Here is a 17130-nt window from a genome sequence, read left to right as displayed (position 1 = left end):
ATAGATAAATATCTCTTGATTAGATCCTAGTTTCCTAAGAAATCGTCTAACCACGAAATCATTAGACGATTTAGAAAAGCTCTTCAAACCAATAAAAATGATATCAAAGGAATCACCATGATTGAAGTATTATCAAAAGAAGAAATCTTAAATGTCATGAACAATCACTCACCTTACAAAATTGCTCAAGCAACTGGAATTTCAGAACAGACTTTGGCAAACTATGTCAATGGTCGCACAGATGTTGGAGGGATGTCATTAGACAAGGTTATAAAGATTACGGATTATTATTTAAGCTTAGAAAACAACAACTAATAAAAATTTCAAAAATAAAGCCCTCGGTAAAATCGAGAGCTTATAACTTAATCACTAACGAAAAAACGATTGGTCATGAGGTTGCTAGCATCAAAGAGGATTTTGTTTAAGAGTTGATCTGTTTCTGCTTGGACAAAATCACTGAGTTCTTGATTCTTCGCTTCAAAGTCAACAGCTCTGCCATTTTCCAAAGTCTTGTCCACGTCATGAATCATGGCATGTCCTTTTGCCATTGTCCTTTGAACATAGTCCTCAATGTCTCCCTCGTGCTGCTTGTAGTGAGGGTCAGCTAGGGCTGCAATCAGGCGATTTGCCCAGTAGAAGGAATCTGTCGTCACCTTTTCAGGCGTGTAGGCAAAGTAGTCTGGTGTCGTCTCAATCTGAGTGAAGAAAGGCACCATGGTATTAAAAGGCATTGATCCATAGGCAATCCACTGAATTCCAGTCGTCTCCTGTGGCTGATTTGGACGCATCTGCAGAAGGGCTGTCTGGCTGGTACGGTTAATACCAATCGTGCGGAAACTGCGCTGACTGACATGGTCTCCTTCTGGTCCATAAGGATCATAGACAGTATCCTGATAGTGGTTGCTGAGGACATACTTAACATCCTCGACTGTCACCTTACGGTAAGGTTTTTGACACCAAGGGATGAAAAAGCTGCGCGGATCCTGCTCAATCTCAGGATTAAGGAATTTCTGGATAGCCCAAGCACGTGGCGTGTTGTAGTGGCGATCCTTGTCTCTTTGGCTGCCAAAAGCATAGCGAGGATTAAAGTGTTGATCAGAGTAAGTTAAATCCAAGTGATTATCTTTGACGAAGTCTCTCAAATCAGCAGAGCACATGTACTCATCTGGGTTTGAAAACTCAAAATAATCAAGCCCCAATTGGTTAGGATTGGTCACATAGCAGTCATCTGGAACACGTCTTGCCATCCAGTGGTGACCACCGATAGTCTCCATCCACCAGATTTCATTGGAATCAGAGAAGGCAATTCCGTTTGATTCGTAGGTACCGTACTCCTCCAAAATTGCTCCCAGACGCTCTACCCCTTCTCTTGCTGTGTGGATATAAGGCAAGACGAGCGTCAGCATATCTTCCTCACCAATACCTGACGGCACAAGTGGGTCAAGACCAAGTACACGCGCATTTGTCGTGATAGTCTCTGTCTCACTCATGGCAACATTGGCTTGGTTGATACCCGCTTCTCCCCAGATACCGTCTTTTCTAAAGGCATCAGGAATAGCTGTATAGCGCATGGGATTGTCTGGCAAATCAATCTCAAACGTTGATAAAACAGAACTGTAATGACGAGGCTGGTCCTCTGGTTTAACGACGATAAATTGCTTTGGTGTGAAGTCACCATTTTGAGAATCCTCTGTTCTGGCAATCATAGTTGAACCATCGTAAGAGGCTTTTTTACCGACAAGGATAGTTGTACATCCCATAATAATCCTACTTTCTATAAGTCATCTGCGATTTTATTGATTTTACGGAGGCGATGGTTGACACCGCTCTTGGTTAGAGGTGTTTCAAGACTGTCAGCAATCTGCTGAATCGAATAATCTGGATGAGCCACTCGAATCTGAGCAATCTGTCTGAGTTCAACAGGCAGAATATCCAGACCTTCTGTATCCATGATTTTAATGATATTGTTGATAGTCTTCATACTGGCATTGATGGTACGAGCAATGTTAGCAGTCTCCGCATTATTGGCACGGTTGATGTCATTTCTAGTCTCACGCATAACCTTGACCTCTTCAAAAGCCTCCTTGGACGCCATGGCTCCAATAACAATAAGGAAATCCATGATATCCTCAGCCTTTTGAAGATAGGTGACAGCTCCATTCTTATGCTCAATCACCTTGGCATCCAGCATGAATTTTTGCATGAGTTTGGACAAATCGACAGCGTGATCCTGATAGACAGAAAAAATCTCCAGCTGATACTTGCCAGACTCGGGATTACGGACAGTACCAGTCGACAGAAAGGCACCACGCAAATAATCCCGTCCCTTGTCATCATTATCTAAAATGCTGGGCTCAATTCCAGTTTCAAATCCAAAAAAAGAATCAGCCAACTGCAAATCAGATAGAATATCATTAACCTCTTCCTCAATAAAGACGGTGTAAACACGATTTTTCTTAAGATTGGTCTTTTGGTGGTACTTGATTTCTGGATCGATACCGTAGATAGATTCTAAAAGAGCATAGATGTGGCGAGCAATCTTGGCATTTTCACTGGTGATAGATAAGGTCAAGCCTGCGCTTGTCAAACCAAGACTTCCAGACATCTTGATAATAGCGGACAATTCACTTTTACTGTGACTCTCTTGATTGAGAATATCTTCTTTTACCTTGGTTGTGAAACTCATGGGCGCTTACTCCTGACTAGGTTCATCAATTCCTCAACCACTAGGTCGCCATGGTGAAAAGCTCCGCCTTTTTCCAAACGAAGGAAATTAGAAGAAATCACGCGCTTGCATTCACGACGTAAACCCTCAAAATCATGATCTACCTGAACCAGATACTCGTCGAACTTGTTGTTCTCCATATATTCCTGTGGCACCTGATCGATATTAACCAAGACCGTGTCAATCACATCCTGCCCCAAATGACGGTTAAGTACCGCCACATGATCAGCATCTGAGAAATGCTCAGTCTCACCGTGCTGGGTCATGATGTTACAAACATAGGCAACTTCAGCCTTGGTTTCAAGCAGAGCCTGTTTGATCTCTGGAATAACCAGATTAGGCAGAATAGAGGTAAAAAGTGAACCAGGTCCTAAGACAATCATGTCACTCTCTAGGATTGCATCAACTACCTTGCGGCTAGCCTTGGGCTTATCATCGTTATAGGTATTGGTGACATAAACATGATCAATCATACCTTCATAACCAGCGATAGAGCTCTCACCGACCACCTCATGACCATCCTGAAAGACAGCATGCAAAGTCAGCGGACTCTCACTTGCTGGATAAATCTTACCTGTAACGTGGAAGAATTTCGTCAAAAGCTGCATAGCATTGTAGGTAGACCCCTGCATCTCTGCCATACCAGCAATAATCAGATTTCCCAGAGGATGACCAGCTAAAGCTCCGTCTCCTTCTTGAAAACGATACTGGAAGACCTGCTCATAGAGCTTTGGCATATCACTCATGGCAACCAAAACATTACGCAGATCACCTGGTGGGGTTAGTTGCATAGCAGAGCGAAGCTCACCAGATGAGCCTCCATCATCAGCGACTGTAACGACAGCCGTGATGGCAACATCTTCACGACGCAAGCTCTTTAAAATAACAGGAATACCAGTCCCTCCACCAATAACAGTTATTTTAGGCTTTCTCATGAGCGATTCACCGTTTCCTTACGTCTGTCTTTATCACGATGGCTTTCATTAACTAGCCAGTCGTTCTTGAGTTCTTGGGCTAGGCGGTGGGCAAAGGCAACGCTTCTATGTTGACCACCTGTACAACCGATTGCGATAGTTAAAACAGATTTCCCTTCCTTTTGGTAGCCCGGCAAAATTGGCTTGATCAAGGCTAGAAGGTGTTGGTAGAAATCTTCAGACTCTTCATGGTTCATCACATAGTCAGAAACTTCAAAATCCAAACCTGTTTTCTCACGCAATTCTGGCTTGTAATAAGGATTTGGCAAAAAGCGCACATCAAAAACCAGATCCGCATCCAAAGGCAGACCATATTTGAAACCGAAGCTCAAAACTTCGATACGGAAGGATGCCTGGTCACTATCAGAAGAAAAGCTCTCTGAAATCTCTTTTCGCAACTGACGTGGCGTCAACTCTGTAGTGTCAACCACATTTTGACTCAAACTCTTAAGAGGAGATAAGAGTTCTCGCTCCAACTTGATACCATCAAGCACACGACCATCTGCCGCCAAAGGGTGACTACGACGAGTTTCTTTATAACGTGAAACGAGCTCGCCATCCGTCGCATCCAAAAAAAGAATCTTGAAGTTGATTTTGTCATTGCTTTCAAGTTTGTCCAAAATTGAATTGATCTCATTGAAGAAAAGACGGCTGCGCATATCGACAACAAGGGCAACTTTTTTATTATCATTAGCCTGTTCAACCAACTCTAGGAATTTTGGAACTAGGGTCGGTGGCATATTATCAATTGTGAAATAACCTAAATCTTCAAAAGACTGGATGGCTACTGTCTTACCAGCACCGCTCATTCCTGTTACAATAACTAAATCTATTTTTTCTGTAATCATTCCTGACTTGACTCCTTTTCTTCTTGTTTAAGATTTTCTTCCAGACTTGAGACTTGTCTGCTCAAGGAGAGAAGAATTTCTGTTTGTAGTTTTTGAATTTCCAATAAATCTGACTGATCTTGTTGGACCAAGTGATCGATTTTAGTGTGAAGGAGGCGAATTTCCTCCTCAGACAAACGGTTAACCTGATAGTCATTCTTAGCCTGTAGACGATCATAATCTGAAGCTCGGTTTTGACTCATCATAATCAAAGGTGCCTGAATCGCTGCTATGGTAGATAGGGCCAAATTGAGCAGGATGAAAGGGTACTCATCAAAGGCGATTCCAAAGGGTTTAATCACATTGACCGCCATCCAAACAATCATAAAAATGATAAAGGAGATGATGAAAGTCCAAGATCCACCAAATCGTGCCACCATATCAGCTACACGCTGTCCAAAAGTCGTCTTACTATCCAACTGTTCTTGGATATTCTGAGCACGAAAATCCTGATTCTTAGTCACATTATAGACCAGATCCTTGATGTAATCATTCTTACGATTAGCCTTATCGATAACACCGTTTAAAAAGGCTAGACGATAGGTCGCAAGATTAGCACTCGAAATAAAATCAGTCTCTTGCAAATCAGGATAATCCTTTAAAATAAGCTGCTGCAATTCTCCATCCAATTCCGATAAGAAATTCCCATCAGTCAGCAAGTATTCACGGCCATCAATGGCATCTTTAATCATTTTTTTAGTCAAATCATGTCCTTCTTTCTAGTCTATATTATAACACAAGACGGTCTAAAGATAGGACTCGACCCGCCTATTAAGGAGACAAAAAGACTAGGAAATTAACCTAGTCTCTATGCTTAGTTGATTTCTGCGATAACTTCGATTTCAACTTTGACATCTTTTGGCAAGCGTGCCACTTCAACTGCAGAACGTGCTGGGAAGTCTGATGTGAAAGCTGTCGCATAAACTTCGTTAAATGGAACAAAGTCGTTCATATCGCTGAGGAAGCAAGTTGTTTTGACAACATGGTCAAAATCAGTTCCTGCTTCTGCCAAGATAGCAGAGATATTTTTCAAGACTTGTTCTGTCTGTTCTTGAATTGTTTCACCGATGATTTCACCTGTTTCAGGAGAAAGTGGAACTTGACCTGAAGCAAAGAGCAGATTTCCAACGATTTTCCCTTGAACGTATGGGCCGATTGCTGCTGGCGCCTTATCAGTGTGAATAGTTTTTGCCATGATTGTAACTCCTTTAGATTTCGTAAGCCCATTATAGCAAATTATTCTGAAAATTGAAAATGTTTTCTGCAAGGAACCATTCCCGTTGTTGGATTTTTCTGATTTTTTTGTTGCTTTTCTTAAGTAGTGCGGGGCGGAAGCGATCTCCTACGGAGTTCCATTCCTTCTTAACGAGCTCAAGATCTCGCTAACCCCTGGTGCTAGAACCTTTCGGTTCTAGCACTTTCACTACGGCGAAAAGCAACAGAGGAGGCTCGCTTTGCTCGCCCATAGCTGACGCTTCTAAATAAAACTCCCATGCATATACGGTAAAATCCTTATTTCACCGTAGCGATTTTATTTTCAATGGTTGGTAATCCCTTGTCAGACTTGGGTTGAACAACAACGAGAATGGTTTGTAATAAAAAAGAACTGGAAAAACCAGTTCTCATCCTCTAATTGACAGTGACCTGACCAGAATAGTAATCCAAAGTAATACCAGATTGGACATTTGGAATAAAGACATTGAATTCTAGGCTACCATCTGAAGATTTGGCCTCAATATGGCTACCGCTTGCGATGAGATTATCTCCTTCGTAGATAAGAGTCACACGATAACGGACACGCTTATTCTTATCTAGAGCTTTTCTGACCTGCGTTTCATAGTAATTCTGTCCTGTTGAGTCTGAACTGTTAGCTTCGTTAGACCAGGCAGTTTGGGTAGCAATATTTTTTTCATTGCTTGTTGAGGCATCAAAGCCTTTCAAGCTACCTGCCAAGGCATAGGCAATCAAATGCCCACGGTCAACCGCATGACTGTAAGATCCAGACAAATTTTGAACCTGATGCCAACCTGCAGGTGTCCATGACGTCGAACCATTTCCAGTCTCCTCACGACTCTTGTACTGACGTGTCGCCTTTGAAAGTAAAGCATTTGCCACAGTTGGAACAGTTTCACCCTGAACTGTCTTGGTCTTATTGTCCACATAAGGGCTACTTGATACCTTGGCATTCAGATCCGTCTTATTATTGTTGATAATGTAAGCACCTGCGCCATTCCACTCGATTGAAGAACCCAGCTGAGATTTCACACTTGAGGTAAGGACTGTCTGAGCCAGACTTTCCGTCGGTGCATCATCGCTAGCAGAGGAACCATTTGAAGTCACACTTGTGCTCGTAGAAGTCGATTTTCCAGTAACCAGACTTGCAACTGATTTGATTGGATTATCATTGGAAATGCTGTCGCTAGTTGCAATATAGCCTAAGCCCATCAGAGCAAGAGCTACTAGAAGCGAAATCAGCGACTTGCTTGATTTACTTGATTTTTTTCTCTTTGCCATAAATTTTTCTCTTTCATCAAAAGAGGCTGGGGAAGATTCTCCCAACCTCGTCTTTTATTTATTAGGATAATTGCTCCGCTATTTCCAGCAGAAATCATCCCATTAGCTAGTTGCCTGTAAATTTGTTGATTAAGGATACCCATTTTGCTGGTGAGAGGATAGACAAAGGGTTGCCTCCATCACCGATAACTGAATAGCCAATCATTAGTCCAATTGCCAAAAAAACGAGACAGAGTAAGAGGACTAACAGAATGAAAAGGTACTGTCTCAAGACATATTTCCAGCCGTGAGTCATATTATTCTCCTGACACGCGTTCAATGTCAGCTCCAAGAGCTGCTAATTTCTCGTGGAATTTGTAGTAACCACGATCCAAGTGAGTGAGTTTGCCAACAGTTGTTGTCCCATTTGCAACCATACCAGTTAAGATAAGGGCTGCGCTAGCACGCAAGTCAGTTGACATAACAGGTGCACCTTGGAGATCACTACCACCATGAATCATGGCTGTATCACGAAGGATTTCTGAGTGAAGTCCCATACGGCGCATTTCTTCAAGATGTTGGAAGCGATTTTCAAAGACTGTTTCAATCATAGTTGATTCACCTTTGACAACAGCCATCAATGCTGTAAACTGCGCCTGCATATCTGTTGGGAAACCTGGGTGAGGAAGCGTCTTAACAGTTACTGGTTTGAGCTTACTTGTATCTGCCTTAACTCGAATACCAGCAGTTTCATCTGTCACCTCTACTCCCATTTCCATCAATTTTGAAATCAATGGACGATTGTGTTCCCAGACAGCGTCCTTAATCAAAACATCACCTGAAGTCATGGCCGCAGCTACCATAAAAGTACCTGCTTCGATACGGTCTTGAACAACAGCATGCTCAGCACCATGAAGTTTGTCAACTCCAGTGATCGTCAATGTTTCAGTACCAGCACCCTTGACATCTGCTCCCATCTTGTTCAAAAGCAGAGCCAAGTCCACAATCTCAGGTTCACGCGCAGCATTTTCAATAGTCGTCACACCCTCAGCAAGGGTCGCCGCCATCATCAAGTTTTGAGTCGCTCCAACTGATGGGAAGTCCATATAGATTGTTGTCCCTTTGAGCTTTTCTGCTGTCGCAGTGATGTCACCACCGATTTGAGTAATTTGGGCACCCATTGCCTCCAAACCTTTAAGGTGAAGGTCAATCGGACGGCTACCGATTGTACAACCACCAGGCATAGACACCTTAGCGTGGCCATTACGAGCGAGGATAGGACCAAGTACAACGATTGAAGCACGCATCTTGCTGACATACTCATATGGCGCTTCGTCAAGAATTTGTCCTTGAGCATCAACGATGACAGTATTCTGCTCTTGATCAAAATCAACCTTGATATCAAGACCACCGACAACATTATTCATGGTAAACACGTCTGAAAGAATTGGGACATTTGTCAATTTTGTCACGCCTTCTTCTGGAAGGATTGTTGCTGCTAAAAGAGGAAGGACAGCATTCTTAGCTCCTTCGATAACAACTTCACCCTTAAGTTGTGTTTTTCCACCATTGATAATAATTTTATCCATTTCAACTCCTTTGAACTTACATAAGTAATAAGATTATATCATACTTTGTCTAAAATAGAGTGAATTGAATAGCTCGAGGCATTCCAAGATACTATTTCAAATATCACTTTTCGAGACAAACTACTGCATAGCTCTAAAAATTTCTTGACTCATTTGAATAACTGAGATTAAAAATGAGCTGACCATATAACCGAGTGCAATGCTGAAGAAAATCAGCAATAGATTTAAGCGCGAGCTATTTTCCAAACTATTCTTAATCAGTTTAGACCAATCGAAGAGCTGGCTCAAGAGCTGATAAGCAATTAAAATAAAAATGGCGTGACTGGTGAGAGTCACGAGATTTGTAATGATTTCCATGCCTCCATTATATCAAAAATTGATATGATCTCCTAATCGAAATCACGAAAGCAAAACAAAAGAGCCTGAGATATAATCTCAAACTCTCTATCTTATTTTGAACCGACGTTGATACGGTTAATGGCACGTTGAAGAGCAACCTGTGCGCGACGCACTTGGTCGATATTATCAGCGGCTTGCTGCGCTTCTTCAAGTTCACGTTCTGCACGCAACTTGGCACGTTCTGCACGACTGACATCAATGTCACGTTCACGTTCTGCAGAGTCTGCAACGATTGTGACGTGGTCATTTTTCACTTCGATAATACCACCGTTGACCGCAACCCAGTCCACGTGATTGTCATCATCGATACGACGAATCTTCATCTCATGCACTTCGAGGGCTGCGATAATGTTGACATGACCTGGCAAGATACCAATTTCACCGTCTTTTGTCCCTGCTAAGATATACTTAGCACGGTGGTCGTATTTAATACCATCAGGTGTTACGATTTGTACAGTCATTTCTGCCATATCTTCACCTCATTAGTAGCCAAGGTTTTTAGCTTTTTCAACAACATCTTCGATAGGACCTACACTACGGAAGGCATCTTCTGGAAGATGATCGTATTTTCCTTCAAGAATTTCTTTAAAGCCACGAACAGTTTCGGCAACTGGAACGTATGATCCAGGAAGTCCTGTAAATTGCTCAGCAACGTTGAAGTTTTGTGAGAGGAAGAATTGGATACGACGAGCACGTCCAACCAATGTTTTCTCTTCATCTGACAATTCATCCATACCAAGGATAGCAATGATATCTTGCAATTCACGGTAACGTTGAAGAACACGTTGAACCTCAGTCGCAACAGCATAGTGCTCTTCACCAACAATTTCAGGTGAAAGGGCACGTGAGCTTGATGCCAATGGGTCAACCGCTGGGTAGATACCCATTTGAGTCAATTTACGCTCAAGGTTGGTTGTTGAATCCAAGTGAGCAAATGCTGTTGCTGGCGCTGGGTCAGTATAGTCATCGGCTGGCACGTAGATGGCTTGGATTGAGGTAACAGAACCTTTTTTAGTTGATGTAATACGTTCTTGCAATTGACCCATTTCAGTAGCAAGTGTTGGTTGGTAACCAACGGCAGATGGCATACGACCTAGAAGGGCTGAAACCTCTGAACCTGCTTGTGTGAAACGGAAGATGTTATCGATGAAGAGAAGAACGTCCTGTCCTTCAACATCACGGAAGTACTCAGCAATTGTCAAACCAGTAAGGGCAACACGCATACGTGCTCCAGGTGGCTCATTCATCTGACCGAATACCATGGCTGTTTTTTCGATAACGCCTGATTCTTTCATTTCCCAGTAAAGGTCGTTACCTTCACGAGTACGTTCCCCAACCCCTGTAAACACAGAGATACCACCGTGTTCTTGGGCAATGTTGTGGATCAATTCTTGGATAAGAACGGTTTTACCAACCCCGGCACCACCGAAAAGTCCAACCTTACCACCTTTAAGATAAGGTGCTAGAAGGTCGATAACCTTGATACCTGTTTCAAGGATCTCAGTTGATGTTGACAATTCATCAAAGCTTGGTGCTTTTTTGTGGATAGGTTCACGCTCTGCATCGTCTGCGAAAGGCTCTTCAAGGTCAATGGCATCTCCAAGAACGTTGAAGACACGTCCCAAAGTCTCTTTACCAACTGGAACTGAGATTGGACGACCTGTATCAAGAACTTCAAGTCCACGAGTCAATCCATCTGTAGATTCCATGGCGATTGTACGAACAAGACCATCACCAAGTTCAAGAGCTACTTCCAAAACGATTTTTTGAGTTTTATCCTTGTCTTTGTAAACAACAAGGGCATTATTAATCTCAGGAAGCTGATCGCCTGTTTCGAATCGCACATCGACAACAGGACCTACAACCTGAGCAATCTTGCCTGAGCTCATGTTTTTCTCCTTTTATAAGATACAAAAGCCGTTAAACGAGCAAGGCAAAAATAGGAGTTTGAACGCAGAGTCATTAGACTCTAGTGAAAACTATCTTTTTTGCACAGCTCGTAGGCTGTGTTCATTTTTATAAGATACAAAGGGACGATTCGGTTTACCGAAAATTTCCGTATGAAAATAGGAAAACGACATCGTACGCTTGCGTACTAGGAGTTTTATCTTTTTCACTAGGGAATTAGTCCCGTGTTCATTTTTGTAAGATACAAAAGCCGTTAGCAGAGAAAATACTTTCTCTACTACGCTTTATCTCTAGTCAAGTGCTGATGCACCTGCTACGATTTCTGTAATTTCTTGCGTAATAGCTGCCTGACGGGCACGGTTATATTGAATAGTCAAGTCATTGATAACATTTTTAGCGTTATCAGTGGCAGTCTGCATGGCACTCATACCAGCAGCATGTTCTGCAGTCTTGGCATCAATAATCGCCCCATAAATCAAGCTTTCTGTGTATTGTGGAAGAAGTTGTTCAAGGATTGTTTCACGGTTTGGTTCCAGCTCAAATCCTGTCACTCCTTCTTCTGTCGCTTCTGCAGCATCAAGCTCAGTAATTGGCAACATTTGTTGCACACGAACTTGACTGGTCAAGCTATTGACATGGTGATTGTAACAAACATACAATTCATCAAAAATTTCATTTTGATACATGTCAACCGCTTTAGAAATGATCTTACCAACCTGTTCAAAACTTGGGTGATCATCCAAACCACGCAATTCAAAAGCGACATCAATTCCACGTGCCTTGAAGAAATCTGAACCCATACCACCGATAGAAATAATTTCAAAATCATTTCCATTTGGGTGATATTCGTGAATCAAATCCATAACAGATTTAAGGATAGTTGAGTTATAACCTCCAACCAATCCCTTGTCTGATGTGATGACAATGTAACCTGTTTTCTTAACAGGACGTGAAACCAACATAGGATTTGATGAGCCAGAAGTCAATTCAGACTTAAGCAAGTCCGTTGTGACCTGACGAATCTTAGAAGCATAGATTTGGAAATCTCTTGCTGACTGTTCAGACTTAGTCAATTTTGCAGCTGATACCATTTGCATGGCACCAGTGATTTGACTTGTTTTCTTCGTTGACGCAATTTTGGCTTTAATTTCACTAAGAGAGCCTGCCATATCACACCCTCCTCTTAGTTAAATTGTGATTGATCTTTAAATTCTTGAATGGCAGCGTCTAGCACTGATTCTTCAGGAAGATCTTTGCTTGTACGGATTGTTTCAAAAATCTCTGCGTGTTGCGCATCAAAGTAATCATACAAGGCTTCTTCGAATGCCAAAATATCTTCTACAGGAACACTGTCAAGGAAACCATGAGTCAAAGCGTACAAGATCACAACTTGTTTTTCAACAGGAAGTGGTTTGTGAAGTGGTTGTTTAAGCACTTCAACTGTACGACGACCACGGTTCAATTTTGCTTGAGTCGCAGCATCCAAGTCAGAACCGAATTGCGTAAAGGCTTCAAGTTCACGATATGACGCAAGGTCAAGACGCAAAGTACCTGCAACCTTCTTCATAGCCTTGATTTGGGCAGAACCACCAACACGTGATACTGATGAACCCGCATCGATGGCTGGACGAATACCAGAGTTGAAGAGGTTTTCTTGCAAGAAGATTTGTCCATCTGTGATTGAGATCACGTTTGTAGCGATATAGGCTGAGATATCTCCTGCTTGTGTTTCGATAAATGGCAGAGCTGTGATTGAGCCACCACCAAGGGCATCAGAAACCTTAGCAGAACGTTCCAAGAGACGTGAGTGAAGGTAGAAAACATCACCTGGGTAGGCTTCACGACCTGGAGGACGACGAAGGAGCAATGACAATTCACGGTAGGCTACCGCTTGTTTTGACAAATCATCATAGACAATCAAAACGTGTTTGCCATTGTACATGAACTCTTCTGCCATAGCAACACCAGCATAAGGTGCGATATAGAGCAATGGAGATGGTTGTGATGCTGAGGCGGTCACAACGATAGTGTAATCAAGAGCTCCATATTTACGAAGAGTTTCAACCTGTGTACGGACAGTAGATTCTTTCTGACCGATAGCAACATAGATACAGATCATATCTTGACCTTTTTGGTTCAAGATGGCATCGATAGCAACTGAAGTTTTACCAGTTTGACGGTCACCGATAATCAATTCACGTTGACCACGTCCGATTGGAACCAAGGCATCGATGGCTTTAAGACCAGTTTGAAGCGGTTCTGAAACAGACTTACGTTGCATAACACCTGGCGCAGGTGTTTCAACTGGACGAGTCAAACTTGTTGCGATATCTCCAAGTCCATCAACAGGTTGACCAAGTGGGTTTACCACACGACCAATCAAGGCTTCACCAACTGGTACTTCCATGATTTTACCAGTACGTTTTACGACATCACCTTCACGAATTGTGTCAAATTCCCCAAGGATAATGATACCTACATCATTTGACTCCAAGTTTTGAGCCATACCGTAGGCACCATTTGAAAATTCGAGAAGCTCACCGCTCATGGCATTATCAAGACCACGGGCACGGGCGATACCATCACCGATGTAAGTAACTACACCAGTTTCTGTGACGTCAAAATTTGGCTGGAAGTTTTCAATTTGCTTTTTAATTAAAGCGCTAATTTCTTGTGCGTTAATTGCCAAAAGTCACACCACTTTCTATTTCAAATTCATTTTCAATTGTTGTAATTGCGTTTTAATGCTTGTGTCGATAATTTTATTCTGAGTTTTAATGACAAAACCACCTAGAATAGACTCATCAACCTCTTCAACCAATTCGCGTGTCTTAACAGCGAATTTCTGTAAAACAAGATCTGAAATACGCTCTTTTTGGCTAGCTGTCAATGGTACTGCAGTTGTCACATGGACTTTGTAGCTACCAGTAACTTGATTCAAACGTTCTTGAACATCCACAAGAATGGCTTCAAGCAACGCCTGACGTTCATTTTGTAAAATTACCTCAAGAAAATTCTTCAAATAAGCTGAACAAGACTCTTGAAGCAACCTAACAAGTGCTAGCTGATCAGCAGTTGCATAGGCATCCTGGCTGAGAAAAGCTGTCAGATTTGTTTCTTTAAAAATCGCTAGTAATTGAGAGATTTCCTCATAGATATCAGACACTGCATCCTTTTCAACAGCAACTTCTGCTAAACTTTTAGCATATTGCTCAATGAGAGCAAGTGTTTTTTTATCCATTAAGCATCTCCCAATTTATCAAGATAGCTATCAATCAAGTCGCTTTGCGCAGCTTGATCAAGGTTTTTTGCAATCATTTTTTCTGCCAAGAGGATTGTCAAATCAGCGACTTCACCTTTCACGCTTGAAAGAGCTTCTGACTTGCTCAAGGCAATTTCTTGATTGGCTTTTTCTTTAAGACGGCTAGCTTCTTCATGAGCTTCCGCAATAATTTTTGTTTCTTGAACTTTACCAGTCGCTTTGGCATCTTCAATCATTTGACTAGCTTCATTGCGTGCTCCTGCAAGTTCAGTTTCACGTTTGCTAGCCAAGGCTTCTGCTTTTTGACGAGCGCTTTCAGCACCGTCAATCTCGTCAGCAATCTTTTGTTCACGGGCTTCAAAAATACCTGTAATCTTATCCCAAGCAAAGATACGGATAAGAACAAACAAAAGAATCACTGAACCAGAAACAATAATCAGATTACCAAGACTGGTTGCATTTATCAGTAAGTCCACTATATCTCTCCTCTCTAATTACTCTTCCTCATCTAAAATCTTTTCTCCAACATATTTTGAAGAAAGAATGATAAACACGTAGGCTTGAATACCTCCGATAAACATTGAGAATGCAGTCCAGATAAGGTTAATTCCCATTGATACAGGAGCTAGGAAGATGCTAATTGATGCAAGTTGAAGAACCAAGGACATCACAATTTCACCTGAGTAGATATTACCAAACAAACGAAGTGCTAGTGATAAAACGTTGGTGATTTGTTCCAAGATATTCATAGGCATCATGACTGGCATCTCACCTAGATAACTCTTCAAGTAAGCCTTGAGACCACGCTTGCGGATACCTTCCACATGAACAACAAGGGCAACTATTAGAGACAAGCCAAAATCAATCATAAAGTTTGATGTAGGCGATGTCCACCAGTTGTAGCCTCCCAATTCAAGTTTGGTTAACAAGCCTAGTGTATTTGCAAAGAAAACAAAGAAAAAGAGGGTGAAGAAAAACAAGCTGTAATTCTTTGTGTATTCACCAAGGTTCTGACTAATAGCTCCTTGGACAAATTCATAGAGAAATTCAAGCAGATTTTGTTTTCCTTTCGGTTTCATGCTCATTTTTCGACTTGAAAAATAGATAAAAGCAAAGGCACATAAAACCGTAATTAGAGACATCAATAGAATGGTCACATCAAATTCGATTCCTAAAAACTGAACCGTAAAATTTTCAGTGGTTTCCATAATATCCCTCCTTAAATTTGGATAGAGTTGCTAATCCCTTATTTAACGAGGAAGGTGAAAGCGAAGAGAACGAAGAAAGTACCTTCGATAAAGGCAACACCTGTAAACATCAAGGTTTGTAGCTTGCTGTACAATTCAGGTTGACGTGCAACTGATTTTGCAATGTTTGCAACGAGGATACCCTCACCAATAGATACACCCATAACGGCGATACCAAGAGCCAAAATAGCTAAATTCATAATGAATTCTCCTTAAAAAATTTTTTACTAAGTTATTTTAGTCCTATTTTCTAGGAAAGTCAACGAAAAATCCCAATTGTTTCCGTTTTCTTAACCCATTCTTAAACCTATTTTGACCTTTGATGAAACCTTGTTTTCATTGTCTTTTAAATATGAAGAAAAGTTCGTTTTTTCACTACCTTCTTATCACGAAAGTCCAACTCTCAGAAAATTACAAAAAAGAGAGTGGGACAAAAATCGGTAATTCCAAAGGAATTCGATTTTGTCAGCAAGTCTTTCTTTTAAGTTGCTGACCTGAAACAGTCTATCCCCAGACTGTTTTTGACACTTACTACGTAAGCTTTATCTCCCACTTGAAAAAGTCCACTGGACTTTTTCAACCCACCTCCGCACAGTTCCAACAGTTCAGTGAACTGTTGGAAGTTGGAAATGAAGCAAACAAAGTTTGCGTCATTCGTTAGGGCTGTAAGAGTGGTTTATTGATGCTCAAACAGTCCACAGGACTGTTTGAGGTGGGAAATAGAGAAAGCGGAGCTTTCATCCTCTCCACTCAGCAGTGGTTCATTGGTGCTAAACCACCTAATGAACTGTGCAGGGGACTTTCTAAGCTGGCAAAGCCAGTAAGAAAGGCTCCCAACACCTGCGTCTTGTACATCAGACTACAAAAACATACTAAGATTAGTAGTGAGGAAATCTCCGACAGGAGAGAGTACTCACTACTTTTTCTTTGTGTTAAAGTAGAGGTGTCTTGTTAAGTCGTGCTTTTATTTGACGCTGGACGTCGTTACAAAAACTGGCAAGGCACCTGTTTTAGTTAGAATTTTATCAAAGTATGTGGGACGCAAGACGTCGTGTATTGAAAATGAAATCGCTAAAAGAAGGTATCATTCAAGACGAAAGAGGTAATATTATGCGAGCAGTATTTGCAATTGATGTCAGTAAGGCAAGTTCAGAAGTGGCTATTTGGGTTAATGGAGAGAAAGTTCATGGCTATACCATGACCAATGATTCTATCGGCTTCAATCGTCTGTTGGATGACTTGAAAACTGTCCATAATCCTGAGATTGTCTTCGAAGCAACAGGCGTCTATTCTCGCCGTCTCCAAGCATTTCTTGAGAATAATGGCTACGCTTATACACGTCTAAATCCTCTGGAAGCTAAGAAGCAACTGGACAGCCTGCGTGTCCGTAAAACGGACAAAATTGATGCTGAGAAGTTGGCGCAGTCTCAGTTTGTGCTTAATCGCAAACCGACTTATGTGCAGAAAGAAGTCTATCAAAATCTACGTGATTTAAGTCGCTTCTATCAAAATCTGACAGAGGATATTGTTCGGACTAAGAATCGTCTCCATAAGGTCTTACAAGTTACTTTTCCTGAATTAGAAAACCTTCTAGCATCACAAGGTGAGCAATACTGGAATCTCGTCATGACCTTTCCACGCAAGGA

At 41.7% G+C, this 17130-nt stretch carries 20 protein-coding genes; 2 read left to right on the top strand and 18 right to left on the bottom strand.

Annotated features, from left to right (window positions below; genetic code table 11):
- Positions 1–117 precede the first annotated feature (117 nt).
- Positions 118–315, top strand: coding sequence for a helix-turn-helix domain-containing protein (locus JOC28_RS02240; RefSeq protein WP_205009019.1), 198 nt, complete (start codon positions 118–120; stop codon positions 313–315).
- A 47-nt stretch (positions 316–362) separates the two neighbouring features.
- On the opposite strand, the gene JOC28_RS02235 is transcribed toward JOC28_RS02240, so the two are convergent.
- The 18 genes from JOC28_RS02235 to JOC28_RS02150 all read right to left on the bottom strand — a co-directional run bounded on the left by JOC28_RS02235 (position 363) and on the right by JOC28_RS02150 (position 15684).
- A complete protein-coding gene (locus JOC28_RS02235) occupies positions 363–1760 on the bottom strand; it encodes a C69 family dipeptidase (protein ID WP_205009018.1) in 1398 nt (465 codons plus the stop codon).
- Between the two features lie 14 nt (positions 1761–1774).
- Positions 1775–2686, bottom strand: a complete 912-nt coding sequence (gene whiA / locus JOC28_RS02230; RefSeq protein ID WP_205009017.1) for a DNA-binding protein WhiA — start codon at positions 2684–2686, stop codon at positions 1775–1777.
- The gene (locus JOC28_RS02225) at positions 2683–3660 is read right to left on the bottom strand and encodes a gluconeogenesis factor YvcK family protein (RefSeq protein WP_205009016.1); all 978 of its coding nucleotides are present in this window, start codon (positions 3658–3660) and stop codon (positions 2683–2685) included. Before JOC28_RS02225 ends, whiA begins: the two co-directional genes overlap by 4 nt.
- A complete protein-coding gene (gene rapZ / locus JOC28_RS02220; RefSeq protein WP_205009015.1) occupies positions 3657–4547 on the bottom strand; it encodes an RNase adapter RapZ in 891 nt (296 codons plus the stop codon). Before rapZ ends, JOC28_RS02225 begins: the two co-directional genes overlap by 4 nt.
- Entirely contained in the window at positions 4544–5278 is a 735-nt protein-coding gene (locus JOC28_RS02215; RefSeq protein WP_205009060.1) for a DUF1003 domain-containing protein, read from the bottom strand. The genes rapZ and JOC28_RS02215 overlap by 4 nt, the downstream gene beginning before the upstream one ends.
- Before the next feature lie 122 nt (positions 5279–5400).
- Positions 5401–5781, bottom strand: coding sequence for a RidA family protein (locus JOC28_RS02210; RefSeq protein WP_205009014.1), 381 nt, complete (start codon positions 5779–5781; stop codon positions 5401–5403).
- A 434-nt stretch (positions 5782–6215) separates the two neighbouring features.
- Positions 6216–7100, bottom strand: coding sequence for a DNA/RNA non-specific endonuclease (locus tag JOC28_RS02205; protein ID WP_205009013.1), 885 nt, complete (start codon positions 7098–7100; stop codon positions 6216–6218).
- A gap of 106 nt (positions 7101–7206) precedes the next feature.
- A complete protein-coding gene (locus JOC28_RS02200; RefSeq protein WP_205009012.1) occupies positions 7207–7395 on the bottom strand; it encodes a DNA-directed RNA polymerase subunit beta in 189 nt (62 codons plus the stop codon).
- A gap of 1 nt (position 7396) precedes the next feature.
- The gene (murA, locus tag JOC28_RS02195; protein ID WP_205009011.1) at positions 7397–8668 is read right to left on the bottom strand and encodes a UDP-N-acetylglucosamine 1-carboxyvinyltransferase; all 1272 of its coding nucleotides are present in this window, start codon (positions 8666–8668) and stop codon (positions 7397–7399) included.
- 120 nt (positions 8669–8788) lie between these two features.
- Positions 8789–9025: a DUF1146 family protein gene (locus JOC28_RS02190; RefSeq protein ID WP_205009010.1), complete on the bottom strand. Its 237-nt coding sequence runs from the start codon at positions 9023–9025 to the stop codon at positions 8789–8791.
- A gap of 92 nt (positions 9026–9117) precedes the next feature.
- The gene (locus JOC28_RS02185; RefSeq protein ID WP_205009009.1) at positions 9118–9537 is read right to left on the bottom strand and encodes a F0F1 ATP synthase subunit epsilon; all 420 of its coding nucleotides are present in this window, start codon (positions 9535–9537) and stop codon (positions 9118–9120) included.
- A 12-nt stretch (positions 9538–9549) separates the two neighbouring features.
- Positions 9550–10956, bottom strand: coding sequence for a F0F1 ATP synthase subunit beta (atpD, locus tag JOC28_RS02180; protein WP_205009008.1), 1407 nt, complete (start codon positions 10954–10956; stop codon positions 9550–9552).
- Positions 10957–11265: 309 nt separating this feature from the next.
- Positions 11266–12144 carry a F0F1 ATP synthase subunit gamma gene (locus tag JOC28_RS02175; RefSeq protein WP_205009007.1) on the bottom strand — a complete coding sequence of 293 codons (879 nt, stop codon included), beginning with the start codon at positions 12142–12144 and terminating at the stop codon, positions 11266–11268.
- Positions 12145–12158: 14 nt separating this feature from the next.
- Positions 12159–13664, bottom strand: a complete 1506-nt coding sequence (atpA, locus tag JOC28_RS02170) for a F0F1 ATP synthase subunit alpha (RefSeq protein ID WP_205009006.1) — start codon at positions 13662–13664, stop codon at positions 12159–12161.
- A 15-nt stretch (positions 13665–13679) separates the two neighbouring features.
- The gene (locus JOC28_RS02165) at positions 13680–14216 is read right to left on the bottom strand and encodes a F0F1 ATP synthase subunit delta (protein WP_205009005.1); all 537 of its coding nucleotides are present in this window, start codon (positions 14214–14216) and stop codon (positions 13680–13682) included.
- Positions 14216–14713, bottom strand: a complete 498-nt coding sequence (gene atpF / locus JOC28_RS02160; protein WP_205009004.1) for a F0F1 ATP synthase subunit B — start codon at positions 14711–14713, stop codon at positions 14216–14218. Before atpF ends, JOC28_RS02165 begins: the two co-directional genes overlap by 1 nt.
- An 18-nt stretch (positions 14714–14731) precedes the next feature.
- Positions 14732–15445 carry a F0F1 ATP synthase subunit A gene (gene atpB, locus JOC28_RS02155; protein ID WP_205009003.1) on the bottom strand — a complete coding sequence of 238 codons (714 nt, stop codon included), beginning with the start codon at positions 15443–15445 and terminating at the stop codon, positions 14732–14734.
- Between the two features lie 38 nt (positions 15446–15483).
- Entirely contained in the window at positions 15484–15684 is a 201-nt protein-coding gene (locus JOC28_RS02150; protein ID WP_205009002.1) for a F0F1 ATP synthase subunit C, read from the bottom strand.
- Between the two features lie 910 nt (positions 15685–16594).
- Here JOC28_RS02150 and JOC28_RS02145 point away from each other — a divergent pair.
- Positions 16595–17130, top strand: a 536-nt coding sequence (locus tag JOC28_RS02145; RefSeq protein WP_205009001.1) for an IS110 family transposase, incomplete at its 3' end; no start/stop codon positions are given.

The sequence above is a fragment of the Streptococcus loxodontisalivarius genome, from assembly GCF_016908645.1.
In the GTDB taxonomy this organism is placed as follows: Bacteria; Bacillota; Bacilli; order Lactobacillales; family Streptococcaceae; genus Streptococcus; species Streptococcus loxodontisalivarius.
Note: the sequence above shows the minus strand (reverse complement) of the source record. Positions and strands in the feature narration are given on the sequence as shown.

Coding starts and splice junctions, on each gene's coding strand:
- JOC28_RS02200 (WP_205009012.1), bottom strand. CDS start 7,395: ATGACTCACGGCTGGAAATATGTCTTGAGACAGTACCTTTTCATTCTG.
- JOC28_RS02205 (WP_205009013.1), bottom strand. CDS start 7,100: ATGGCAAAGAGAAAAAAATCAAGTAAATCAAGCAAGTCGCTGATTTCG.
- JOC28_RS02165 (WP_205009005.1), bottom strand. CDS start 14,216: ATGGATAAAAAAACACTTGCTCTCATTGAGCAATATGCTAAAAGTTTA.
- JOC28_RS02235 (WP_205009018.1), bottom strand. CDS start 1,760: ATGGGATGTACAACTATCCTTGTCGGTAAAAAAGCCTCTTACGATGGT.
- JOC28_RS02150 (WP_205009002.1), bottom strand. CDS start 15,684: ATGAATTTAGCTATTTTGGCTCTTGGTATCGCCGTTATGGGTGTATCT.
- JOC28_RS02225 (WP_205009016.1), bottom strand. CDS start 3,660: ATGAGAAAGCCTAAAATAACTGTTATTGGTGGAGGGACTGGTATTCCT.
- JOC28_RS02185 (WP_205009009.1), bottom strand. CDS start 9,537: ATGGCAGAAATGACTGTACAAATCGTAACACCTGATGGTATTAAATAC.
- whiA (WP_205009017.1), bottom strand. CDS start 2,686: ATGAGTTTCACAACCAAGGTAAAAGAAGATATTCTCAATCAAGAGAGT.
- JOC28_RS02240 (WP_205009019.1), top strand. CDS start 118: ATGATTGAAGTATTATCAAAAGAAGAAATCTTAAATGTCATGAACAAT.
- JOC28_RS02210 (WP_205009014.1), bottom strand. CDS start 5,781: ATGGCAAAAACTATTCACACTGATAAGGCGCCAGCAGCAATCGGCCCA.
- JOC28_RS02190 (WP_205009010.1), bottom strand. CDS start 9,025: ATGGAAATCATTACAAATCTCGTGACTCTCACCAGTCACGCCATTTTT.
- JOC28_RS02215 (WP_205009060.1), bottom strand. CDS start 5,278: ATGATTAAAGATGCCATTGATGGCCGTGAATACTTGCTGACTGATGGG.
- atpB (WP_205009003.1), bottom strand. CDS start 15,445: ATGGAAACCACTGAAAATTTTACGGTTCAGTTTTTAGGAATCGAATTT.
- JOC28_RS02175 (WP_205009007.1), bottom strand. CDS start 12,144: ATGGCAGGCTCTCTTAGTGAAATTAAAGCCAAAATTGCGTCAACGAAG.
- murA (WP_205009011.1), bottom strand. CDS start 8,668: ATGGATAAAATTATTATCAATGGTGGAAAAACACAACTTAAGGGTGAA.
- atpD (WP_205009008.1), bottom strand. CDS start 10,956: ATGAGCTCAGGCAAGATTGCTCAGGTTGTAGGTCCTGTTGTCGATGTG.
- rapZ (WP_205009015.1), bottom strand. CDS start 4,547: ATGATTACAGAAAAAATAGATTTAGTTATTGTAACAGGAATGAGCGGT.